20 protein-coding genes are annotated in these 21,716 nt (G+C 48.3%); 18 read left to right on the top strand and 2 right to left on the bottom strand.

Annotated features, from left to right (window positions below):
- Positions 1 to 47: 47 nt before the first annotated feature.
- From AC50Y5_RS14200 to AC50Y5_RS14170, 7 genes are all read left to right on the top strand, one after another.
- Positions 48 to 1,040, top strand: coding sequence for a substrate-binding domain-containing protein (locus AC50Y5_RS14200; RefSeq protein WP_494861461.1), 993 nt, complete (start codon positions 48 to 50; stop codon positions 1,038 to 1,040).
- A gap of 31 nt (positions 1,041 to 1,071) precedes the next feature.
- Complete coding sequence (locus AC50Y5_RS14195; protein WP_056036102.1) at positions 1,072 to 2,238, top strand: AI-2E family transporter; 1,167 nt, start codon at positions 1,072 to 1,074, stop codon at positions 2,236 to 2,238.
- A 349-nt stretch (positions 2,239 to 2,587) separates the two neighbouring features.
- Positions 2,588 to 3,016, top strand: coding sequence for a DUF1641 domain-containing protein (locus AC50Y5_RS14190; RefSeq protein WP_056036104.1), 429 nt, complete (start codon positions 2,588 to 2,590; stop codon positions 3,014 to 3,016).
- A gap of 31 nt (positions 3,017 to 3,047) precedes the next feature.
- Positions 3,048 to 4,226: an NAD(P)/FAD-dependent oxidoreductase gene (locus AC50Y5_RS14185; RefSeq protein WP_056036107.1), complete on the top strand. Its 1,179-nt coding sequence runs from the start codon at positions 3,048 to 3,050 to the stop codon at positions 4,224 to 4,226.
- Between the two features lie 117 nt (positions 4,227 to 4,343).
- Positions 4,344 to 4,688 (top strand): MmcQ/YjbR family DNA-binding protein, encoded by a 345-nt coding sequence (locus AC50Y5_RS14180; RefSeq protein WP_056036111.1) that lies wholly within the window; start codon positions 4,344 to 4,346, stop codon positions 4,686 to 4,688.
- Between the two features lie 187 nt (positions 4,689 to 4,875).
- Positions 4,876 to 6,024, top strand: coding sequence for a cation:proton antiporter (locus tag AC50Y5_RS14175; protein ID WP_494861455.1), 1,149 nt, complete (start codon positions 4,876 to 4,878; stop codon positions 6,022 to 6,024).
- A gap of 26 nt (positions 6,025 to 6,050) precedes the next feature.
- Entirely contained in the window at positions 6,051 to 6,446 is a 396-nt protein-coding gene (locus AC50Y5_RS14170; protein ID WP_056036118.1) for a hypothetical protein, read from the top strand.
- Between the two features lie 77 nt (positions 6,447 to 6,523).
- Here the strand turns inward: AC50Y5_RS14170 and AC50Y5_RS14165 are convergent, their stop codons facing one another.
- On the bottom strand, positions 6,524 to 7,846 hold the full coding sequence (locus AC50Y5_RS14165; RefSeq protein ID WP_056036120.1) for a hemolysin family protein: 1,323 nt from the start codon (positions 7,844 to 7,846) through the stop codon (positions 6,524 to 6,526).
- 244 nt (positions 7,847 to 8,090) lie between these two features.
- Between AC50Y5_RS14165 and AC50Y5_RS14160 the strand changes: the two genes are divergently transcribed.
- Positions 8,091 to 8,858, top strand: a complete 768-nt coding sequence (locus tag AC50Y5_RS14160) for a DUF1836 domain-containing protein (protein ID WP_056036123.1) — start codon at positions 8,091 to 8,093, stop codon at positions 8,856 to 8,858.
- Positions 8,859 to 9,262: 404 nt separating this feature from the next.
- On the opposite strand, the gene AC50Y5_RS14155 is transcribed toward AC50Y5_RS14160, so the two are convergent.
- Complete coding sequence (locus tag AC50Y5_RS14155) at positions 9,263 to 9,616, bottom strand: DUF4870 domain-containing protein (RefSeq protein WP_056036127.1); 354 nt, start codon at positions 9,614 to 9,616, stop codon at positions 9,263 to 9,265.
- Between the two features lie 211 nt (positions 9,617 to 9,827).
- Between AC50Y5_RS14155 and AC50Y5_RS14150 the strand changes: the two genes are divergently transcribed.
- From AC50Y5_RS14150 to AC50Y5_RS14105, 10 genes are all read left to right on the top strand, one after another.
- Positions 9,828 to 10,877, top strand: coding sequence for an LCP family protein (locus tag AC50Y5_RS14150; RefSeq protein WP_056036130.1), 1,050 nt, complete (start codon positions 9,828 to 9,830; stop codon positions 10,875 to 10,877).
- Between the two features lie 54 nt (positions 10,878 to 10,931).
- The gene (locus AC50Y5_RS14145; protein ID WP_046232653.1) at positions 10,932 to 11,354 is read left to right on the top strand and encodes a CBS domain-containing protein; all 423 of its coding nucleotides are present in this window, start codon (positions 10,932 to 10,934) and stop codon (positions 11,352 to 11,354) included.
- A gap of 658 nt (positions 11,355 to 12,012) precedes the next feature.
- Positions 12,013 to 12,963 (top strand): DUF2232 domain-containing protein, encoded by a 951-nt coding sequence (locus AC50Y5_RS14140; RefSeq protein WP_235533169.1) that lies wholly within the window; start codon positions 12,013 to 12,015, stop codon positions 12,961 to 12,963.
- A gap of 18 nt (positions 12,964 to 12,981) precedes the next feature.
- Positions 12,982 to 14,949 carry a DHH family phosphoesterase gene (locus AC50Y5_RS14135; RefSeq protein ID WP_056036133.1) on the top strand — a complete coding sequence of 656 codons (1,968 nt, stop codon included), beginning with the start codon at positions 12,982 to 12,984 and terminating at the stop codon, positions 14,947 to 14,949.
- Complete coding sequence (gene rplI / locus AC50Y5_RS14130; protein ID WP_056036137.1) at positions 14,946 to 15,389, top strand: 50S ribosomal protein L9; 444 nt, start codon at positions 14,946 to 14,948, stop codon at positions 15,387 to 15,389. Before AC50Y5_RS14135 ends, rplI begins: the two co-directional genes overlap by 4 nt.
- Before the next feature lie 19 nt (positions 15,390 to 15,408).
- Complete coding sequence (gene dnaB / locus AC50Y5_RS14125; protein ID WP_056036140.1) at positions 15,409 to 16,770, top strand: replicative DNA helicase; 1,362 nt, start codon at positions 15,409 to 15,411, stop codon at positions 16,768 to 16,770.
- 188 nt (positions 16,771 to 16,958) lie between these two features.
- Complete coding sequence (locus AC50Y5_RS14120; protein ID WP_056036143.1) at positions 16,959 to 18,245, top strand: adenylosuccinate synthase; 1,287 nt, start codon at positions 16,959 to 16,961, stop codon at positions 18,243 to 18,245.
- 96 nt (positions 18,246 to 18,341) lie between these two features.
- The gene (locus AC50Y5_RS14115) at positions 18,342 to 18,893 is read left to right on the top strand and encodes an NADPH-dependent FMN reductase (protein WP_494861450.1); all 552 of its coding nucleotides are present in this window, start codon (positions 18,342 to 18,344) and stop codon (positions 18,891 to 18,893) included.
- A gap of 118 nt (positions 18,894 to 19,011) precedes the next feature.
- A complete protein-coding gene (locus AC50Y5_RS14110) occupies positions 19,012 to 19,851 on the top strand; it encodes a hypothetical protein (RefSeq protein ID WP_494861448.1) in 840 nt (279 codons plus the stop codon).
- Positions 19,852 to 19,994: 143 nt separating this feature from the next.
- A complete protein-coding gene (locus AC50Y5_RS14105; RefSeq protein WP_494861446.1) occupies positions 19,995 to 21,563 on the top strand; it encodes a peptidoglycan DD-metalloendopeptidase family protein in 1,569 nt (522 codons plus the stop codon).
- Positions 21,564 to 21,716 lie beyond the last annotated feature (153 nt).

Genomic DNA, 21,716 nt, shown 5'->3' with positions numbered 1-21,716 from the left:
CGAATTCAACCTTCAACCTGGGCTGAACGAGGCTAAGGAGATTCTATATGTCCGCTGACATCTCATATACAACTGAAGAAATTGCCAAGCTTCTAAAGATTTCCAAACTAACCGTATACGATTTGATTAAAAAAGGAGATCTGCCCTCCTATCGGGTAGGCAAGCAGATGCGAATTGACGCTTCCGATCTGGAAGCGTACAAGCTGCGGGCAAAAGGCCTCCAAGCCAGTGCGCCTGCCGGCAAGACAATGGCTTCCCAGCAGCAAGGGTCTCCATACGCGAACGCGCTGGATTTATCGGACCGAAACGCTGCCTTGTCAACAGCTGGCGGGGGACGCCCGATCGTCATTACCGGACAAGATATGAGCCTGGATATTTTGGCCAAGCATATGGAGCGGGAGGGACCTGGCTTGCGCCCGCTGCGCTCCTATGTCGGCAGCATGGACAGCCTGATATCGATGTATAGAGGAGAATCAGACATCGTCAGCACGCATTTGCTGGATGGCGATACAGGGGAATATAACGTTCCCTATATTCGTAAACTATTGATTGGGGCACCTTATATCGTTGTTCATATGCTGACGAGGAGCGCAGGCTTGTTCGTGCAGCAGGGCAATCCGCTTAAGCTGGCAAGCTGGGCCGATTTGGCGAAGCCAGGACTTCGCCTCATTAATCGGGAGCGTGGGGCCGGTGCGCGCGTGCTGCTGGATGAGCAGCTTCGATTGCACGGTATTCCGGCAGCTTCAATACTAGGCTATGACCAGGAGCAGACGAACCATCTTGCAGTAGCGGCGCAGGTTGCGTCAGGCGAGGCTGATGTGGGTATTGGAACGGAGAGGGCTGCAGCGATCGTCTCCCGCCTTACCTATATACCACTCGTTCAGGAGCAATACGACCTGGTTATGCTGAAGAAGCCGGACAATCAACTATTCATTAATGCGGTCATTCGCATTTTACGGTCGCAAAGCTTCAAGCAGGAACTGGGAGCCATCGAAGGGTATGACTTGACCCGTACAGGGGAAATCGTTGCAGAAAGCTGAGAACATCATAAGCAGGAAGAAGGAACAGCGGATGGACCATTTTAAAACAGGAAAAGAACGGTTTGTACAGTTTATTTTAAATAATAAATTCGTCATATTTTTGCTCGTGCTGCTCCTGGTTAGTCTGAATATTTTTGTCATGAGCAAAATCTCCTACGTGTTCACGCCGCTCGCTGTATTGTTCAAGACGGTGCTGCTGCCGATTATTTTGGCGGGTGTAGCTTATTATTTGCTGAATCCGATTGTAGATTATTTGGAGACGAAGAAGGCTCCGCGTATTTATTCCATCTTTGTGATTTTTGCGGTTATTTTAGGGCTGCTTACGATTTTGCTGACGGTGGTCATTCCGCTTGTAACTACACAGATCGTCAGTCTGGTCGATAATTTGCCGGGCTATGGGGATCAGCTGCGAACGAAGTTTGATGAGCTGATGCACAGCGGAGACCTGCGGGATATTGAGCGGTGGCTCAATGTTAACCCTTCGGATTTGAGCGGCAATATTACGAAGCGGGCGACGGAGCTGCTGAATGGGGTATGGCAAAGTTTAGGTTCATTCGTGGGGGCGCTTAAAGATGTCGTGCTTGCCGTCATTACGCTGCCATTTATTCTTTTCTACCTATTAAAAGATGGCAAAAGGCTGCCGGATTATATTGCGGCTATACTGCCAATGAACATGAGAGCGCACACGAAGCGCATTATGGGCGAAATGAACGGCCAAATCAGCAGTTACATAAGAGGCCAGATTATTGTAAGCTTCTGCATTGGGGTGCTGCTATATATTGGTTATTTGATCATTGGGCTTGAATATTCGCTGGTGCTGGCGCTGATTGCCGCATGTACAGCCATCATTCCGTATCTGGGCCCAGCTATCGCGATTACGCCAGCGCTCATTGTTGCGATGGTAACCTCACCCGTCATGCTGCTGAAAATGCTTGTGATCTGGACGATTGTCCAGCTTATCGAAGGGAAGTTTATCTCCCCGCAAATTATGGGGAAAAGCATGCATATTCATCCCATTACGATTATTTTCGTCATTTTGACCGCTGGAAATTTGTTTGGATTGGCGGGCATTATTTTAGCCGTTCCAGGTTATGCGGTGCTGAAAGTTATTGCGACGAATTTCTTCCACTGGCTGCAGGCCCGTTCGCCGCTCTACGCAGCGGAGGAAGTGAATGCGGATAATGATTTTAAGCTATAATATAAGCATTATAAAACGAAGGGCTGCTTGCAAAAGCAGTCTTTTTATTAAAATATAAGGAAGTATAATCTGGCTGCATAACATTTTCCTCTATTTCAACGCGTAACGGCAGTGCCTTCAAGGGGCTGCAATGCCGTTTGCGTTTGAACTTTTCAAAAGTAACTAAAAGTTGTAATTGCAGTTTTTGTCGCAAAGGAATAAAATGAACATGAGTGTGGTCAAGTCCCTCTAATGATGCATCCTTATTGTGAAACATTTCACAATTTCAGGTTTTTTTCAGAGGCGGCTTGCAGTTGTAACGGCGTTTAACTAATCATGCAACAATCAACGCAAGGGAGGCATTTTTCGTATGTCGGAAACATTAACAGAGCAAGAAGTACAGACGGGATCTGTACGTAGTGAACTGGACGTTCTGGAGCAATTGCTTAAACCGGAAATCCAAAGCTCGCTGAATCAGCTGGTAGAAAGCTTGCCTAAGCTTGCTGAAATGGTTACTTTGATGACCAAAGCTTATGATGTGGCAACAACTGTAGCGAATGACCAAGTGCTTATGGGCGACATGAAGCATGGTATCGAGGAATTCGTTAAGCCAATTACGGACAAAGCAAAAGGCATTGCATCGGCTGCTGTAGAAGCTAATGATCGTGCACATGCAGAGCCTACGACAATCGGTCTGTTCGGCATTCTCAAAATGCTGAAAGATCCGCAGGTCCAACAAACATTGCGTTTCGCGCAATCGTTCTTGGATGTATTGGCAGAGCGCAACAAACAGCGTTAAGATCGGATCAGAATGAGAACGGAGGATCAGTATGTCTAAGCATATTTTGATTTTGGGTGGCGGTTATGGCGGTTTGCTGAGCGCATTGACAACTCGCAAATATATGTCCCCCGAGGAAGCAAGCATTACCGTTGTTAACCGTATTCCATCGCACCAAATCGTAACGGAATTGCATCGTCTGGCCGTTGGCGGCGTTCATGAGAACAACGTTGCTTTGCCGCTGACGAAGCTGTTCAAAGATAAATCCATCAATTTGGTTATCGACACAGTCGACAAAATTGATCCGGACCAGAAGCAAGTTCACCTTTCCAGCGGTGCAAAAACTTCCTACGATACGCTTGTTATCGCTCTTGGTGGCGAAACAGCATTTTTCGGCATCCCAGGCCTTGAAGAGAACAGCCTGACGCTGAAATCGGTTGAGGAAGCAAACCGCGTGAGCGCGCACATTCAAGAGCGCCTTGCTGCGTATGCAAAATCCAAAGACAAAGCTGACGCAACGATCGTTGTTGGCGGCGGCGGCCTGACTGGTATTGAGCTGATCGGTGAAATTGCCGACATGCTGCCAAAATGGTGTGAGCAGTACGGCGTTAACATCAGCGAAGTATCGGTATACAATGTTGAAGCAGGCCCGTCGATTCTGGCTGGTTTCCCTGTGGAGCTTGTTGACCGTGCGAAAGCAAGCCTTGAAAAACGCGGCGTTCAATTGCTGATGGGTATTGCGGTTACAGAAGTAAAAGGCAACCAAGTTATTTTGAAAGACGGTCAAACGCTTGTGGCTAACACATTCGTATGGACTGGCGGCGTTACAGGCAACCCTGTCGTAGCAAACTGCGGTATTGAAGTAAACCGTGGCCGCGCTACAGTTAATGAGTTTCTGCAATCGACTTCGCACCCTGAAGTTTACCTGGCTGGCGACAACGCAGTTGTATTTAGCCCAGACGGCCGTCCATATCCGCCAAGCGCACAAATCGCATGGCAAATGGGCGAAGCAATCGGCTACAACCTGTTCGCGCAATCCAAAGGCTTGCCGCAAAAATCGTTTACATTCGTTAACTCCGGCGTTCTTGCGAGCCTTGGCCGCAAAGATGCAATCGGAACTGTTGGCGCAAGCCAGCTTCGTCTGAGAGGCACTACAGCTTCCCTGATGAAAGAAGCAAGTAACGTTCGTTACCTGTCGCATGTTAACGGCTTGTTCTCGCTCGTTTACTAATTTAATTCATTAATAACCATAATAAGTCCTCGTTTAAACGGCAGCAGCTGTTTGGGCGAGGACTTTATTTTTCTCACTGAAAAATGGTACGATAAGGCAAAAAGGGGGACAACGGCCATGGAGCATTATATTAAATATTGCCTGGGCAAGAAGGGCGCTTTTGAAGATTATCCTTTCGGACCGGAAGCGCTGGTTATGAAGGTTGAGGGAAAGATGTTTGCCTTAATTTCTGACGACCGGAAATCGATATCGCTCAAATGCGACCCTATCATTGCTGAAAATTTACGCGAGCAGCATGCGGCGGTTATCCCTGGCTACCATATGAATAAGAAGCACTGGAATACGGTGCTGCTGGACGGCAGCCTGGAGCAAGAAGAGGTCGAGAGCATGATCACCCACTCCTATGAGCTGGTTGTAAAGTCGCTTCCGAAGGCGGTACGCGAGAGCATAAGCGGCAGTTAATGGGCGGAAAGTATGGTTTTCGAGGCTCATTTTAGGTATAATAAAAGTATTGAGCGTTTAATTGAATAAAAAGAAGTTTTTCGGAGGAGTCTGTCAACAACGGGATTTCTCTGTCTGCTTGTAAAGAGCCCGTATATATGCGGGCTCTTTTTTTATGTTTTTTGCTGCAAATAAGGAGGGAAATTAAATGGAATTTATTTTAACGTTAATGCTAATTATCGCGGTGTCCAAAATAGCAGGAGCACTTTCCGTCAAGGCTGGCCAGCCTGCTGTACTCGGAAAGCTGCTTGCAGGTATAGTCGTTGGTCCCGCCTTGCTTGGGTGGGTAGACAATAGCGACTGGCTGGCTCATTTCTCAGAAATCGGCGTGCTGCTGCTCATGTTTATCGCAGGGCTTGAGACGGATCTGGAGCAGCTGCGTAAAGACTGGAAAGCGTCATTTTCAGTGGCGCTAGGGGGCATTATTTTGCCATTCGCCGGAGGATATGGGGCTGCTGTCTTGTTCGGCTTGTCCTCCGCGCAGGCGATCTTTCTGGGGCTGCTGCTCTCCGCCACCTCGGTCAGCATATCGGTGCAAACGTTGAAGGAAATGAACAAGCTGAGCTCCAGGGAAGGCACGACGATACTAGGAGCGGCGGTTGTAGATGACGTGGTGGTCGTTGTTTTGCTGGCTGTTGTCATGAGCTTGCTTGGATCAGGAGGAGATGTATCGATTCCCCTGCTGCTCGGGAAAAAAGTGCTGTTCTTTGCTGTTATTATTGCCGCGAGCTGGTGGCTGGTGCCGTTTATCATGAAACGGCTGGCCCGCTTCCCAGTTACAGAGGCAGCGATAAGTGCTGCGCTGGTTATCTGCTTCGGCTTCGCTTATTTCGCAGACGCTATGGGCGTTGCTGGCATTATCGGAGCATTCGCTGCGGGGATTGCGATTGGGCAAACGCCGCTTCGCCACACGGTTGAAACGAAGATCGAGCCGATCGCCTATTCGCTATTTGTACCTGTTTTTTTCATCAGCATTGGGCTTAACGTTACTTTTGCGGGAATCGGCGAGCAAATAGGGTTTATCGCTTTGTTATCCGTTGTTGCGATACTGACAAAGCTGTTCGGCGCCGCAGCCGGAGCAAGACTCACAGGCTTCAATATGCGCTCGTCCATAGGAATTGGGGCGGGAATGATATCTAGAGGCGAGGTAGCGCTCATTATCGCCGCTTCCGGCTTGCAGTCGGCGCTGCTGCCGCAGGCTTATTTTACCCCGGTCGTACTCGTTATTATGGTGACAACGTTAGTCACCCCGCCGCTCATGAAGCAGCTGTTCAAGCGGGAGCAGCCAGCTAACTAACTCATGCAAGGGACAAGGAGTCGGTTATGGGGAAATTGCAAAAAGAATTTATCGTCAATGTCAGCGCAGTGTCCTTTATTTTAAGCGCGATTTACAGCTTTGTATGGATCAAAGCGGATTACTATTTTTTATCGCATGAAACGGACATCAATGGGGATTTCGGTTTTGCTGTGTTCTTTATATTTTTTGCTAGTTTATACGTTATACATGTCCTTATGTGTGCGATCCATTATGCTGCATTTCGTATAGGCGGTACAAGGGCAAGAGCAGCTACTAAGTTTATTCTGTTTAACGGCGCAGGCGGCCTTTTGATCGGGGGTATTTGCTATTTAACGGGCAGCGCTGTTCCGCTTTCGCTTGTCTGCTCGCTCGTTGTAATCTCTATCATTTCAGGGCTTCATCGTACATGGTCTCCGTCATGAGGCAGGGGCAACAAAACATTCGAAAAAACGGGGCGCCTCTCATTTAAGAGATGCACCCCGTTTTTATTTTATTGGCCTTAGGCCGTTGTCTCGACCTGAGTCTCTATTTCATCCGTTTCAATGATCAGCTCAACCTTCTTAATTCGGTGCTTGCCGATCTCACGAATAATAAATCGCATATTATGATGATGAAGTTCTTTGCCGATGCGCGGATCTTGAATTTCGCTGTACAGCCAGCCGCCGACCGTATCGACTTCCTCATGCTCCAGATTGACCCCTGTAAGCTCGCTCAATTCGTCGAGTGATACTTTGCCGTCAAGCAGGTAACAGTTGTCAGCAAGCTTCTCAATGTCCTTGCGCTCGTCAGCATCAAATTCATCACGAATTTCGCCAACAATTTCTTCTAAAATATCTTCAATCGTAATGAGGCCTGACGTTCCGCCGTATTCATCCATCAAAATGGCGATATGCACTTGCTCCTGCTGCATGCGCTTGAGCAGCGTTTTGACAGGCAGCACTTCGGAAACCGTAAGTACAGGATGGATCAGCTTTTTGAAATCAAACTCTTTATTATGATGAAATTGCAAAAACATTTGCTTCGTATTGATCATGCCGATAATGTTGTCTTTGCTGTCTTGTGCGACAGGAAAGCGTGTATATTGTTCTTTATGAATGATTTCCATGTTTTCAACTAACGATTTATTGGAATACAGGCAGATCATATCGGTGCGGGGCACCATAATCTCCTTCGCGAGCATTTCGTCAAAAGCGAAAATGCGGCTCACGTAGCCATACTCCGTGTTGTTGATTTTGCCGCTCTGGTAGCTGTCATTCAGAATAATCTGAATTTCTTCTTCGCTATGAGCGTCTTCATGCTCTTTCACCGGCTTTAGTCCGAACAAGCGCACAAGCGCATTTGCAGAACCGTTCAATACCCAGATGAAAGGATACATAATTTTGTGGAACAAGATGATTGGCTTTGCTACTGTAAAGCTGATGAATTCCGCTTTTTGAATCGCCCACGTCTTCGGAGCAAGCTCACCAATAACGACGTGCAGAAAGGTTACGGAAGCAAAAGCGATAATAAAGGACAATACGTGACTGACTTCACTACTTATACTAAGCTGTTGAAAAAGAGGGAACAGGATTTTCTCCACTGTCGGTTCACCTAGCCAACCTAACCCGAGCGCTGTAATGGTAATACCAAGCTGACAGGCCGACAGATAACCATCCAAATTGCTTGTAACCTGTTGTACGGCAAGAGCGTTTTTCTTGCCTTCAAGCACTAATTGATCGACTCGGCTTGCCCGGAGCCTGATAACAGCAAATTCCGTTGCTACGAAAAAGGCAGTCATCACAATTAATAATGCAATCAATAACAGATTAAGTCCTATACCCATGTCTACTTTTCACTATCCTTTTTAAATGAATTTTAAGTTCTTATGAACTAATATACCGAACTCAAGGGTCAATATGCAATCTCGCCATTCGTTGTTAGCAGGCCATATGAGGCAAATTACAGGCAAAAATGCGAAAAATGTTGATATTATTGGCTATTATCTCATCTTTACATTCCTATATCACGGGCGTATGATAAGTTCATTCGAACTTGAAATGGTTCAGTACAAGTAGGAGGAAAGCGATATGGAGTCTTTCACGCTTACTCGAAAAGAAATGGCTTGCCTGCTGATGGCGCTGGATGGACAGGATGGACATCGTCCTTTGCAGGTGCTGCAGGATGCCTGGAAGAAGACGCACCGCAATGCATTGGAAGCTGGAGCTTCCCTGCCAGCCTTCTTATCCACGGCCCTTCCCCCCATTCTGGAGAAGATGATAAAAGGCAATGAGGTGAGAGGCTTCTCACTGCAGGAAATCGCTACGCTCGGCCATATGGTGGAGTATTCCAACATGTCTATTACCTCTATGCAGAATTGGGTGAAGCGCGATTTTAAGGCGTATTTCAATTGTCCAAAAATGGGCAAAAAATATTCGCTGAATCAAGCGGCGCTGTTGTTCGTCATTGATGATTTGAAGTCGAATCTCGATTTTGAGTCGATTCGCAAGCTGCTTGAGATTTTATTCATCAAGCCGGAGGATGAATCGGCCGATCTAATTGGCCCGCTTGAGCTATATGCGTCTTACTCGGCCATGTTTGAAGAGCTGGATGCGAATAATGACCAGCTTCTAGATACCTTCGGCCATGTGAAGGGCGGCAGCAAGCAGGATGCATTGACGGAAAATGCGATTAGAGCATCGGCGGACCGTTTTGCCCAGAAGCTGCCGGATTTGACGAACGACCAGTCGGAGGCGCTCCGCAATATTTTGTTCATTGCGGCGATTTCGATCCAGACGGCGTATTTCCACTCGCTGGCTCGCCGGTATTTGAATGCCACCCTGTTTCTGCATCGGTAATGATGCGGCAGGGGACCTGTCCGATTAGGCTGGCTGCGCAAGTGTGCGCAAGGCGGGTAAATAATAAGGCTCCTATCCTAAAGCGGACAGGAGCCTTATTTTTGAAATATAGGAAAGTCTATTATAACGTTATCCTTTCTCTATATTTCTCGGAATGAAACGCACCGTCCCGCCAAAGGATTGAGCCAGCCGTTTCACCTTGAAATATAGGAAAGTATATCGAAACGCTATCCTTTCTCTATATTTCTCGGAATGAAACGCGCCGTCCCACCAAAGGATGGAGCCAGCCGTTTCACCTTGAAATATAGGAAAGTCTATTATAACGTTATCCTTTCTCTATATTTCTCGGAATGAAACGCGCCGTCCCGCCAAAGGATGGAGCCAGCCGTTTCACCTTGACCAAATTACTTGAATTGTGCAGCTTGCTTCTCGGCGATGTCGCCAACGTAAGGCAGCTTGAATTGTTTGCCTTGGTAAGCTTGAAGCATCAGGAAGATCCAGAGAGCGAAGCCGAGAATACCAAGCAGGGCGCTAATCAGTGACCCGATAAACGGAATGATGTTCAGCACCATCATGACCACGGTTAAGCCGCCGAATGTAATAATCGATTGCATTGCATGAAATTTCACGTACCGGCTGTTTTTCTCCAATACAAGGAAGATAATTCCAGTGACAAAGCTCAAAACATAACAAAGCAGCGCTGCGACCTTAGGATCGAGCCCAGTTGAGGATTGATCAGGTTGATTAAATTGTTGCATTTGTGTAGGTCATCCTTTCTGATTCTAAAAATGAATGTGCGTTACACTATATTCTTCCTTACCCGCTATTATTCCTGCCAAAACTCGCTAGAATACATCATTTGGTAGCAAAGTCTTGTAAAAGTTTTGTAACTTATGGCTTAGTGTTGTCGTTTATGATGATGAGTGTGCTTCTTGAGCACTATAATCTTACTAGTTAGGAGTTAGAGCAATGTCAAAATGGACAAAAAAGAAGAAGTGGATATATACGCTCTGCGCAGCGGTGCTTGTGCTTGGAACGGCGGGCTATTTCAATCGTGGAGCGCTTGCTATGCTGGGCTTCAACTGGTTTCTCTCCGATCAGGTAGCTACCCAACTGGAGCAAACCTATAAACCAATAGAAGGCCGCGAACCTATTCAGGTCGGCAATATGAATACGAATCCGTTCGCCCTTATGCTGCTCGGCGTTGACCAGCGCGGCAAGGAGACGGGAAGATCGGATACGATGATTTATACGGTCATACGTCCGAAGGACGGCGCTATTCTCATGGTGTCCATCCCGCGTGATACGTATACGGAAATTGTGGGTAAAAACAAAGAGGACAAAATTACGCATGCGTACGCATTTGGTGGAGCCAAGATGGCGATAGAGACGGTCGAAAATCTATTTAACCAGCCTATCAACTATTATGCCGCTATTAATTTTCAAGGGTTCAGAGATGTTATTGATGCAATGGGAGGGATTTCCCTGCCGATTGCAGAAGATATAGTAAATAAAGATCCCGATCACGAAAAGTTTGTCGTGAAAGGCGGTCAGGATGTATATAATGGCAATGATGCGCTGAATTATGTTCGTTACCGTGAAGATGCCGGAGGCGATATGAGCCGTACGGGAAGACATCAAGTTTTTCTGAACCAGCTGCTGGATAAAGTATCTGAGGTCGGCCAATGGAGCAAAATTCCTGATCTGATTGACATTATGGGTGAAAATTTCAGTACGGACATCCAGCCTGACCAGATGATCAAGCTGGCGCAGCAGTTGCTGCAGCAGGATAACCGCACGATATACAGCCATACGCTGAAAGGCGAGGGACACAGGCTGACGAACGGCGGCGCATGGTATTATTTTGCGGATAAAGACGATTTGTCCAAGACGCAGGCGATGATTGGCAGCTGGCTGAACCCCGATACGGCAAAGCAGGATTTAATTATGCCGGATGAGTACGCTTCGAAAGTGCAGAAGCCGGTTGGCTCATTGTCCAGCGCAAGCGACGCTGAGTAGACTGCGGGCAGTCTCATGGCGGTAAGCGAAGGAAGAAATGGAGTTGAGTGACGGATGAACATTGCGTTTTTTCTGCTGCCCAAGCAGGAAGTCGTAACGGTAACGCATGACGCAACACTTAGGCAGACGCTGGAGAAAATGGAGCATCACCGTTATACAGCCGTACCGATTATTAATGCCGAAGGCGAATATGCAGGTGCTGTCACAGAAGGCGATTTATTATGGTTTATGAAAAATAGGCCGGAGCTGACTTTCGAAATGACGAATAAAGTCAAGCTGGCGGACGTCCCGCTGCGGCTGAATCACCGCTCGGTTCGAATTGACGCGAACATGGAAGACCTCATTATGCTGGCGAAGGTGCAGAACTTTGTGCCGGTCGTCGATGACAGCGAGCATTTTATTGGCATTGTGCGGCGCAGTGAAATTATTGATTATTGCCAGACGATTATGCAAAGCGCGATTGCGATTGAAGCATAGTCTTTTTCAAGGAAGGCGGAGAGCAGCGGCTCTTCGCCTTTTATCAATGTAAGACCTCTGTTGCTGAGATCACGCAGTTCGGGAGGCTCACTCCATTTTTGACGGACTGAGGTTCCGCTATTCTGGCTTTTGATACGGTTTCTGGCTCTAAGCGGACTGGAAAGGCGTTATTGTCTTAATTTTCCCGCCAAAATGGCTATTTGCAGCGCATTAGCGGCTCCTGAGTCCGCAAGCTGTACCCAAACCTGCGATTCTGTTGAAATAGCTGCTGCTGTGTCCGCCAAGTTTATCTTTGTTCAAGATGTAAAGGCATAAAGCCCCTAATCGAAGAGTACGCCATTGCCTTTCGTTACGTGGATTCACATTCAGGATAGGTGATATTCCCAGTAGGAGTAGGAATACGTATGAAGCTACATTCGATTATCATTTGGCTCGCTTACGTTGGCATACACGTCCTAACATTTCATCGCGAAACGAGCATTGCCTACAAAGTAAGGCAAAGCCGTTTACGCTTGAAATATAAGGTATTATAAATTTGTCTATATAAATAAGCTTCTATTTCATCGCGAAACGAGCATTGCCCACAAAGTATGCCAATGCCGTTTACGCTTGTTGGATGCGGTGAAGCTTATTTATGATATAATGGGGTCTGGCAAGCATGGCGGCAAGAATTACGAATATACATGTGCAAGAGGTGAACGGTTTGAAGACCGGTATGAAATCTGTTTTATGGAGCGCGGCAGCACTGCTCCTGTTATTGTCCATAGCTGTACCTGTTCTTAATATTTTGACCATATTGTTTCTTATGGTTCCTTATGTGGTGTTGTACACAGCGCTTCCCGCGCGTGGGTTCATTCTGCATATGCTGCCGGTATGGGTGCTGTCCTTCCTCATATTAGGAGCTCCAGCGTTAATTATCGGTTTGTTTTTCCTTGTTCCCTCTATAGTGATGGGGCATATGTTCAAGAAGCAGCTGCCTGCACATAAAGTGCTGTCAAGAACGGTTATTACGCTGCTTGTACTGTTTTTGATGGAATTTGCAGCTTTTGAAGTGATTTTAGATTTGTCTCTGACTAGCGAAATGGGCAATTTTGTTCGCTCCGTATTTAATGATCCACAATTGCAGCCTTTGCTTCCTGTGGAATGGAGCGATGAGTATACCGAGATGCTCATTCAAATGATGCTGAATACGATTCCGCTCGCTGTTATTAGCGTATCGTTCTTTTACGCTGTTGTTACCCAGTATATTTCACGGCGTGTGCTTGGTTCTTCAGGCATTGAGGTGCCGAGAATGCCGCTGGCGAAAGATTGGATGCTGCCGCGGGTTTTAGTCATTTATTATGTGATTGTTTACATTCTAAGCCTGTTTGTCAGTCCTGACAGCAAATCCTTCATCGGAGTAGCAGTGCTTAATTTGCTGCCATTGCTGAGGCTGGCTTTTGCAATTCAAGCCGTCGGTTTCTTCTTCTATTTGGCTCATGAACGTAAATGGAACCCGGCTATCCCGGTGCTGATTGCAATACCTGTACTAATTTTCTCACCGCTTAGCTTAATCGGTGTGCTTGATGCTGCTTTCCCCATCCGCAAGTCATTTACGAAGAAATCCTAGCACAGGAGCGATCAGGAAATGCCAAAGTTTTTAGTTGTTCGCTGGCATGGCATGCATCAGTTGGCGGCTTTCGCTATTATGGCGGTTATGACGACAGCACTTGCTTGGTTCGAATGGCGAATCGGGCTTATTGCTCTGCTGTTTATGATCGGTTTCAGCGTATATGGTTTTCTGGCGGAGCGGGCGTTCCGCAAAGATTTAAAAACGTATTTAGGTACGATTTCTTACCGGGTAAAGAAGGCTGGCAATGATGTGATTAGCGAGCTTCCTTTCGGTATTATATTGTATAATGAAGACAAGACGGTTGAATGGCATAACCCTTATATTGCTGAGATTTTGGGCCATGATTCTGTCGTGGGCCAGACCATCGCAGAGCTGTTCCCCTCCTTGCACCAGTCAAAGGACAAGGAACGCGAGGCAGAGCAGCAGGTTATAGTGGGGAACTATGTTTTTCAACTGATTTTCAAGCCGGAAGAACGTATTTTGTATGTGAAAAATATTACGGAGCTCTGGCATCTCTCCAAGAAATATGAAGAAGAGAAGCTGGCACTTGGTATCGTCATGATTGACAGCTTGGATGAAGTGACGCAGGGCATGGACGATAATCAGCGTTCGGCGCTGCTGTCCAAGGTGACGACAGAGATTACCGAGTGGGCGCAGCGCTATCAGCTTCATATTAAGCGGCTTACCTCAGACCGGTTTATGCTCATTACGGACCTCAAGACCCTTAGACAGCTGGAGCAATCGCGGTTTGTCCTGCTCGACGAGGTTCGTGAGCTGACCTGTGATCAGAAAATCCCAACAACGCTCAGCATTGGCTTTGCAGCCGAGGCAGAGAGCATCGTCGAGCTGGGACAGTGGGCGCAATCCAGCCTTGATATTGCCCTTGGGCGCGGCGGGGATCAAGCAGCTGTCAAAATCGGCGGCAGGCAGTCCTTCTATGGCGGCAAGTCCAATGCGGTCGAGAAGCGGACCCGCGTTCGGGCTCGCGTCGTGGCGCATGCGCTTAGAGATTTGATTAAGGAAAGCGGCAATATTATTATTATGGGCCATAAGATGCCGGACATGGATGCAATCGGCGCAGCTATTGGGATTACGAAGGCGGCGCAAATATTCGGCAAGGAAGCTTTTATCGTGCTGGAGGGCATTAATCCTTCGATTCAGAAAATGATGGAGATGCTGCGCGAGGATGAGCGTTTCTCCAAACGGTTCATTACGCCGGAGCAGGCGATGTCCATGACGAACAATAAGACGCTGACGGTTGTCGTCGATACCCATAAGGCATCGATGGTGAAGGAACCGCGGCTCATTGGAGCGCATGGGAAAATCGTGGTCATCGACCATCATCGCCGCGGCGAGGAGTTTATTGCGAATGCGCTGCTGGTTTATATGGAGCCGTATGCGTCCTCCACTTGCGAGCTCGTTGCCGAGCTTCTTCAATACATTGCGGATCGGATTGTGCTTGATGTCCGGGAAGCGACCGCGCTGCTCGCTGGCATTACGGTAGATACGAAGAGCTTCTCCCTTCGTACCGGTGCCAGAACGTTTGAGGCGGCATCGTTCCTGCGTCGCAACGGTGCGGATTCGATGCTGGTGCAGCGGATGCTGAAGGAAGATTTGGAAGAGTATGTCCGCAAGGCGGAAATTATTAAGCATGCGAGCGTGCATTATGAGCATATCGCGATTGCGGTTACCGAGCCGGGCCGCAAGGTTGGCCAGCTGTTGATTGCGCAGGCAGCAGATACGCTGCTCAATATGACCGATATTTTGGCATCGTTCGTCGTTGGCGAGCGCACAGACGGCCTAATTGGTATTAGCGCGCGTTCGCTTGGCGACATGAACGTGCAGGTCGTAATGGAAAGAATGGGCGGAGGCGGGCATTTAACGAACGCTGCCGCCCAGCTTGAAGGCACCGTTAGTGAAGTTGCGGAGAAGCTTAAAGCGGTACTAAAAGAAATTGATAAGGAAGAGGGGTTATTTGAATGAAAGTAATTTTTTTGGCAGATGTTAAGGGACAAGGAAAAAAAGGCGAGGTTAAAGACGTATCCGAAGGTTATGTGCGTAATTTTTTACTTCCTAAAGGACTGGCAAAGCCGGCATCAGACGGCAATCTGAAGACGCTCGAAGTGCAAAATGCTTCCGAGCAGAAGCGTAAAGCGCAGGAGAAGGAAGATGCGAAGACGCTTGCGAAGAAGATGGAGGAAATGACGATCGTGCTGAAGACGAAGGCTGGCGAAGGCGGCCGCCTGTTCGGCGCCATCACATCCAAGCAAATCGGCGAGCAGCTTGCTGCACAAGGCGTTAAGGTCGACAAACGTAAAATTGAGTTGGAAGAACCGATCCGCACACTTGGCATGACGGAAGTGCTTGTGAAGCTGCATCCTGAAGTGAAAGCCAAGCTGCGCGTTCAAACAACGGAGGAATAATAGATTATAGGGGGAAATGATGAGTACAGAGCTGAAGTTTGATCGCGTTCCGCCGCAGAACATGGAGGCGGAACAAGCCGTTATCGGTGCCGTACTGCTGCAGGCGGAAGCGCTGATTACAGCTATGGAGCGTCTTCGCAGTGAAGATTTTTACAGCGGCCCCCATCAGCGCATATATGAAGCGATGATTGAATTGGCTGAAAATAATCAGCCGATCGATCTTGTCACGCTGACTGCGCATTTGCAGGACCAGCAGCTGCTCGACGAAATTGGCGGCGTGTCTTATTTGGCACGGCTGGCCAGCTCCGTTCCAACGGCAGCGAATGTCGATTATTACGCGCAGATCGTAGAGGAGAAATCCTTGCTGCGGCGTCTGATCCGCACGGCTACGAATATCGTAACCGAAGGTTATGCCGGAACAGAGCAGGTGGGTGCGCTGCTCGGCGATGCGGAGCAGAAAATTCTCGAAATTTCCAATCGGCGTTCCAGCAGCGGGTTTATATCTATCCGCGACGTGCTGATGGAAGTGTTTGAGAAGGTCGAGCATTTGTATATGAACAAAGGCGGTACGTCAGGCATTCCATCGGGCTTTGTCGATTTGGATAAAATGACGTCCGGCTTCCAGCGCAGCGATCTTATTATCGTTGCAGCCCGTCCTTCCGTTGGTAAGACAGCATTTGCGCTGAATATTGCCCAAAACGTCGGCGTGCGCGCACGCGAGACCGTCGCCATATTCAGTCTGGAGATGTCGGCAGCCCAGCTTGTGCAGCGTATGATTTGTGCAGAAGCGAACGTGGATGCAGGACGGATGCGGACAGGTTATCTGGAGGGCGACGACTGGGAAAAGCTGACGATGGCGATTGGTGCCTTATCCGAGGCGCAAATCTTTATTGATGATACGCCCGGCATAACGGTTGCCGATATTCGTGCGAAATGCCGTCGTCTGAAGAAAGAGCGCGGGCTTGGCATGATTTTGATCGATTATCTCCAGCTCATTTCCGGCCGCGGCAAGGCAGGGGAAAATCGGCAGCAGGAAGTATCGGAAATTTCCCGTACCCTGAAGCAGATTGCCCGTGAGCTTGAAGTGCCTGTTATCGCGCTGTCGCAGCTCAGCCGGGGCGTTGAGCAGCGTCAGGACAAGCGTCCGATGATGTCCGACCTTCGGGAATCCGGTTCGATTGAGCAAGATGCTGATATTGTATCCTTCCTTTATCGGGATGATTATTATGATAAGGAATCGGAGAAAAAGAATATTATCGAGATCATTATCGCCAAGCAGCGGAATGGACCCGTTGGTACGGTAGAGCTGGTGTTTCTGAAAAATTTCAATAAATTCGTCAGCTTGGACCGTTCTCATGAGGATCCATCGCAGGCATCTTAATGATATCCGAACAATTGTAGAGCTACTTCTACAATTGTTCGTTTTTAGTTTGACTTCTATTTCGGGTACTGCTACACTAATATTGCTGTCTTCGTGTGACACCCGTTGTTCTCGTACGAAAGGGAAAACCGGTGCAATAGAAGAACAGTAAATTTCGGTGTGTCTATACACCGGACGGGGGTATGTTTATGTCTACGGTTGTTGTGGTTGGTACGCAGTGGGGAGACGAAGGAAAAGGCAAAATTACCGATTATCTGGCTGAAGGCGCCGACGTCGTCGCTCGCTATCAAGGCGGTAACAATGCCGGGCACACTATTCTCATTGACAATAAGAAATATAAATTAACGATGGTACCTTCGGGTATTTTTAATCACAATAAAGTGTGTGTCATCGGTAATGGTATGGTTATTAACCCTAAAGCGCTAATTGAAGAAATTAACTATATTCAAGAAAACGGGTTTTCGACTGAGAACTTGAAAATCAGCGATCGTGCCCATGTCATTATGCCTTATCATATCGTACTTGATGCATTGGAAGAAACGCGTAAAGGCGATAATAAAATTGGTACAACGGGCAAAGGCATCGGTCCTTGCTACATGGATAAAGCCGCTCGCAACGGCATTCGGATTGCCGATCTGATGGATGCAGAAGAGTTTGAGCAAAAGCTGCGCCGTCTTGTTGTTGAGAAAAACCAAGTGATTGAGCAAGTATTCGGCGGCGAGCCGCTGAATGCAGACAGCATCGTTGAGGAATACCTCGCTTATGCTGAAGTGCTTCGCTCGTATGTAACGGACACGTCCGTTGTACTGAATGATGCGATTGATGCTGGCAACAAGGTGCTGTTCGAAGGCGCGCAAGGCGTTATGCTGGATATTGACCAAGGTACATATCCATTCGTAACTTCGTCCAATCCATCCGCTGGCGGCGTATGTATCGGTTCTGGCGTAGGCCCATCGAAAATTCAGCAAGTTATCGGAGTAGCGAAAGCTTATACAACACGTGTAGGCGATGGCCCATTCCCAACGGAGCAAAACAATGCAATCGGCGATTTGATTCGCGATAAAGGCCACGAGTACGGTACAGTTACTGGCCGTCCGCGCCGTGTAGGCTGGTTCGACAGCGTCGTTGTGCGCCACGCTCGCCGTGTTAGCGGAATTACAGGCTTGTCGCTTAACTCGCTTGACGTTATGACGGGCATTGAAACGGTTAAAATTTGCACTGGCTACAAATATAAGGGCGAAATCATTACGCACTATCCAGCAAGCCTGAAAATGCTTGCGGAATGCGAAGCGGTATATGAGGAGCTTCCAGGCTGGTCCGAGGATATTTCTGGCGCAAAAACGCTGGATGATCTGCCAGTGAACACGCGCAATTACTTGAACCGCGTATCGGAGCTGACAGGTATTCCGATTGCGATTTTCTCAGTCGGCCGCAACCGCGAGCAGACAAATCCGGTTGTAGCTATTTACGAATAGACGAATCCGTTAGACGGATATAGAAGGGGAAGACAGCTGCGAATGCTGTCTTCTTTCTTTTTTTTCACAATAATGAATGAAAAGGGATGATGAGGGATGAAGAAGGAGATTCAGCTTTTGGCCATTTCGGGGAGCTTGCGTGAGAAGTCTTCCAATACTGCGCTTATGAATGCTATTATCGCGCTTGCTGCGGAACATGTACGTTTCAGCGTTTACAGCGGGCTGGGCGAACTGCCGCATTTTAATCCGGATTTGGATGTAGAGGAAGGGCCAGCAACGGTTGGGGAGCTGCGGAGACAGCTAATGGAGGCAGACGGCGTCCTCATCTGTACACCGGAATACGGGAATGGCGTTCCAGGCTCCTTGAAAAATGCACTCGACTGGATCGTGTCCTCTGGCGAATTCGTCAACAAGAGGGTGGCGGTCGTCACCGCATCGCCATCTCCGATGGGCGGGGATAAAGCCAATGCTTCGCTGCTGCTCACACTGAATATGATTAATGCTATTATCGTAGATCACGGCGTAGTGATGATTCCGCATATCACTCTCAAGATGAGCAAAGAAGGCGCAATTACGGATGAAGAAACGAAGCAGCAGCTGCTCGCCATGCTGGCTAGTCTGGGACAGCCCCATTCCAAAGCTTTATAGATTCATCGCGCCAAGCAGCGGTTATGTGCCCTTTCTCTTGTCCATAATGGTAAAAGAAACCATTCAAATGCTATGAGCTAGCAGGTCTCATTATACGGATGGGTCAAGCAGGAAGGGTATGGTGGAGAGCATGTGGAAGATGACGGGCTGGCTGGCGAAAACGGTGGCGGCAGGAATCATTATAAGCTTTTTGTCGATTTGGACGACGGGCTATATTGTGAGCAGTTATTTGGATACGATTTTGAAGCAATATAATTTGCCTCTGGAAGTAAAGCCGATGGCGCTAACTGGATTATGGGGAAAAATATGGGGCGCTGATCCGCTGATGGCGGATACAGGCGGCTCTAAAGGGCAGTCTGGCGCCTCGCAGACTGGAAAGGATAGCTCAGGGGCAAGCAGCGGCAGCTCGGCTGAGCAAGGAGAGACGGGGGCGCAGAAGCCAGATGGAGCGATTTCTTCAGGCGGGGACGCAGGGGCAGGGGAAGATTCCCCGCTTGCGATTGATGCTTTCGGGCAGCAAACGGCCCCGCCGCTTACCGATATTGGCATTGGCGGCGGGACGAAAGCGGATAGCGGCGCGGCCTCAGGCATAGGAGCGGGCAGCACAGAAAGCGGTACAGAAGGCAGCACGACGAACGGGGATGCGGAAGCAGTGGACGGAGAGCAGCCTTTAGCGGAATCAGAATCCGGCACAGGCAGCTCCTCCATTGACGGTACGGAAACAGCGGTTACGACGGATCAGCTGAACCAGGTCAAAAGCCAAATGAGCGACACGGACAAGACGGAGCTGTTCGGATTATTAATGACCAAGCTGCCCCAGGAAGCTTGGCAGACGATATCCGGCTACATGGAAAATGGCCTTACAGATGAAGAGCTGACCCAGCTTCAGCAGGTCATTGCCCAGCATTTGAGCAAGGAAGAATACGAGCAAATTATGAGTATTCTGAAGAAATATTAATATTAAGCGGTAATCGGAGAGGTTGCTCCTCGTATTAAGGCTATGTTAAAGTAATATTCGGGTGTTCTGTCGGGACAAAGGGCCCTGATATGAATCGGAAGACCTAATTAAGATAGCGGCATTAAGGCGAGAAGGAGACGATCATGACCGATTTTAGGGGAACGGGTCGGATCCGAAAGGCGTGGAATACCTCCATTCAGTTCTTTCGGCAATTCCGAACACAAGACTCGAAAGGCATCAATCAACAACCGTCCGCAGCAGTGCAAGCGACATCGACAACTACAGCAGCTACTAACTATAAAAAACCTATCATCCTTGCAGGCGGAATAATCGCGATTTTGGCAGCAGTCGGAATTGGCGGTATACAATACGTTAAGGCTAACACGAATGACTATTATCACTTATATATGAACGGCACCGAAGTAGGAACGGTCGGCAGCCCGCTGGAGGTTGGAGCGCTGCTTGAGCAGAAGGCATCTGAAGCACAGCAGGAAACGCCAGATATTCCAATTATGGTGGAATCAGGTCAGCTTACATATACGAGTACAAGTGCTTACAAAGGCAACCCAGATACGCAGCAGACGCTTGCGAAGCTGGAAGGCTTGCTTACAACCCACGCTATTGGCGTAGAGGTGAAGGTAAATGGCAAAGTAATCGGTATTGTGAAGAGCCAAGCAGCAGCAGACGCCGTACTGGCACGCGTGCAGAGCAAATATGCACCGGAGGAGAAGACGGAGAAGGATTCAACGAAGGTTCGCGCACTCGCTTTTTCACCAGAGGAAGAAGAGGCGGACAAGAATACACCTAAGGCAGGCAAGGAACTGACGGATGTTGCTTTCGTAGAGAAGGTGGAGACGGATGCGGTATCGACTTCGCCTAGCGACATCGTTTCAGACAATGATATGTACAAGCTGCTCGTAGAGGGCACGATTAAGCCAACGAAATATACGGTACAGCAAGGCGATTGCGTCGGTTGTATCGCTCAGAAATTTGATATTTCACCGCAAGTGATTTATAAGAATAACAAAGGTATTGAAGATGATATGATCAAGGTTGGAGATGTACTTGATCTTACCGTTCGCCAGCCGGAGCTGTCGGTCCGGACAACCGAGAATTTGACGGAAATCGTGACGATCGACCCGCCAACTGAGGTTCAGAAAAACGATGATATGCGTGTTGGAGAATCCAAGCTGATTAGTGCAGGCGTCAGCGGCTCCAAGAGCCTGACCTACAAAATCGTGAAAGAGAATGGTTACCTAATCAGCGAAGAGCTGGTAGACCAGCAGGTCATTAAGGAAGCTGTTCCAACGGTCATGATGAAGGGCACGAAGGTCATTTTGGGCGAAGGAACGGGATTATTCTCTGCTCCCGTATCGGGCTATTCGGTGTCCAGTACGTTCGGAACGCGTTGGGGCCGATTGCATAAAGGGATTGACATGACGGGCGGCAAAACGATTACAGCAGCCGACAATGGCGTTGTTATTTTTGCAGGCACGAAGAACGGCTACGGCAATGTAGTCATCATTGATCATAAGAATGGATATGAAACGCTGTACGGGCATCTTGACTCGATTAGCGTCAGCGTAGGCGATATATTAGAAAAAGGCGATACACTGGGTATTATGGGCAACACGGGACGTTCTTACGGTGTCCACCTTCATTTTGAAATTCATAAAGACGGAGAGCTTCAAAACCCGTTGAAATATTTATAATCGGACTTATACCATCAGGGGGAGTGCTGCCGAAGCGAAAGCTTGCGGGGGCGCTCCTTTTATTATTTTAAAAATATAAGCATTTATAAGTTTCACATCTATAAATAGGCTTATATTTCTCGGACTGAAACGCGCCACGCCGCCAAAGGACGG

Source organism: Paenibacillus sp. JT22N7, assembly GCF_059383875.1.
Note: the sequence above shows the minus strand (reverse complement) of the source record. Positions and strands in the feature narration are given on the sequence as shown.

What these genes read in the sequence shown, in the direction of transcription:
- AC50Y5_RS14200 (WP_494861461.1), top strand. Translation starts at nt 48, where the DNA reads ATGTCCGCTGACATCTCATATACAACTGAAGAAATTGCCAAGCTTCTA.
- AC50Y5_RS14195 (WP_056036102.1), top strand. Translation starts at nt 1,072, where the DNA reads ATGGACCATTTTAAAACAGGAAAAGAACGGTTTGTACAGTTTATTTTA.
- AC50Y5_RS14190 (WP_056036104.1), top strand. Translation starts at nt 2,588, where the DNA reads ATGTCGGAAACATTAACAGAGCAAGAAGTACAGACGGGATCTGTACGT.
- AC50Y5_RS14185 (WP_056036107.1), top strand. Translation starts at nt 3,048, where the DNA reads ATGTCTAAGCATATTTTGATTTTGGGTGGCGGTTATGGCGGTTTGCTG.
- AC50Y5_RS14180 (WP_056036111.1), top strand. Translation starts at nt 4,344, where the DNA reads ATGGAGCATTATATTAAATATTGCCTGGGCAAGAAGGGCGCTTTTGAA.
- AC50Y5_RS14175 (WP_494861455.1), top strand. Translation starts at nt 4,876, where the DNA reads ATGGAATTTATTTTAACGTTAATGCTAATTATCGCGGTGTCCAAAATA.
- AC50Y5_RS14170 (WP_056036118.1), top strand. Translation starts at nt 6,051, where the DNA reads ATGGGGAAATTGCAAAAAGAATTTATCGTCAATGTCAGCGCAGTGTCC.
- AC50Y5_RS14165 (WP_056036120.1), bottom strand. Translation starts at nt 7,846, where the DNA reads ATGGGTATAGGACTTAATCTGTTATTGATTGCATTATTAATTGTGATG.
- AC50Y5_RS14160 (WP_056036123.1), top strand. Translation starts at nt 8,091, where the DNA reads ATGGAGTCTTTCACGCTTACTCGAAAAGAAATGGCTTGCCTGCTGATG.
- AC50Y5_RS14155 (WP_056036127.1), bottom strand. Translation starts at nt 9,616, where the DNA reads ATGCAACAATTTAATCAACCTGATCAATCCTCAACTGGGCTCGATCCT.
- AC50Y5_RS14150 (WP_056036130.1), top strand. Translation starts at nt 9,828, where the DNA reads ATGTCAAAATGGACAAAAAAGAAGAAGTGGATATATACGCTCTGCGCA.
- AC50Y5_RS14145 (WP_046232653.1), top strand. Translation starts at nt 10,932, where the DNA reads ATGAACATTGCGTTTTTTCTGCTGCCCAAGCAGGAAGTCGTAACGGTA.
- AC50Y5_RS14140 (WP_235533169.1), top strand. Translation starts at nt 12,013, where the DNA reads ATGGCGGCAAGAATTACGAATATACATGTGCAAGAGGTGAACGGTTTG.
- AC50Y5_RS14135 (WP_056036133.1), top strand. Translation starts at nt 12,982, where the DNA reads ATGCCAAAGTTTTTAGTTGTTCGCTGGCATGGCATGCATCAGTTGGCG.
- rplI (WP_056036137.1), top strand. Translation starts at nt 14,946, where the DNA reads ATGAAAGTAATTTTTTTGGCAGATGTTAAGGGACAAGGAAAAAAAGGC.
- dnaB (WP_056036140.1), top strand. Translation starts at nt 15,409, where the DNA reads ATGAGTACAGAGCTGAAGTTTGATCGCGTTCCGCCGCAGAACATGGAG.
- AC50Y5_RS14120 (WP_056036143.1), top strand. Translation starts at nt 16,959, where the DNA reads ATGTCTACGGTTGTTGTGGTTGGTACGCAGTGGGGAGACGAAGGAAAA.
- AC50Y5_RS14115 (WP_494861450.1), top strand. Translation starts at nt 18,342, where the DNA reads ATGAAGAAGGAGATTCAGCTTTTGGCCATTTCGGGGAGCTTGCGTGAG.
- AC50Y5_RS14110 (WP_494861448.1), top strand. Translation starts at nt 19,012, where the DNA reads ATGGTGGAGAGCATGTGGAAGATGACGGGCTGGCTGGCGAAAACGGTG.
- AC50Y5_RS14105 (WP_494861446.1), top strand. Translation starts at nt 19,995, where the DNA reads ATGACCGATTTTAGGGGAACGGGTCGGATCCGAAAGGCGTGGAATACC.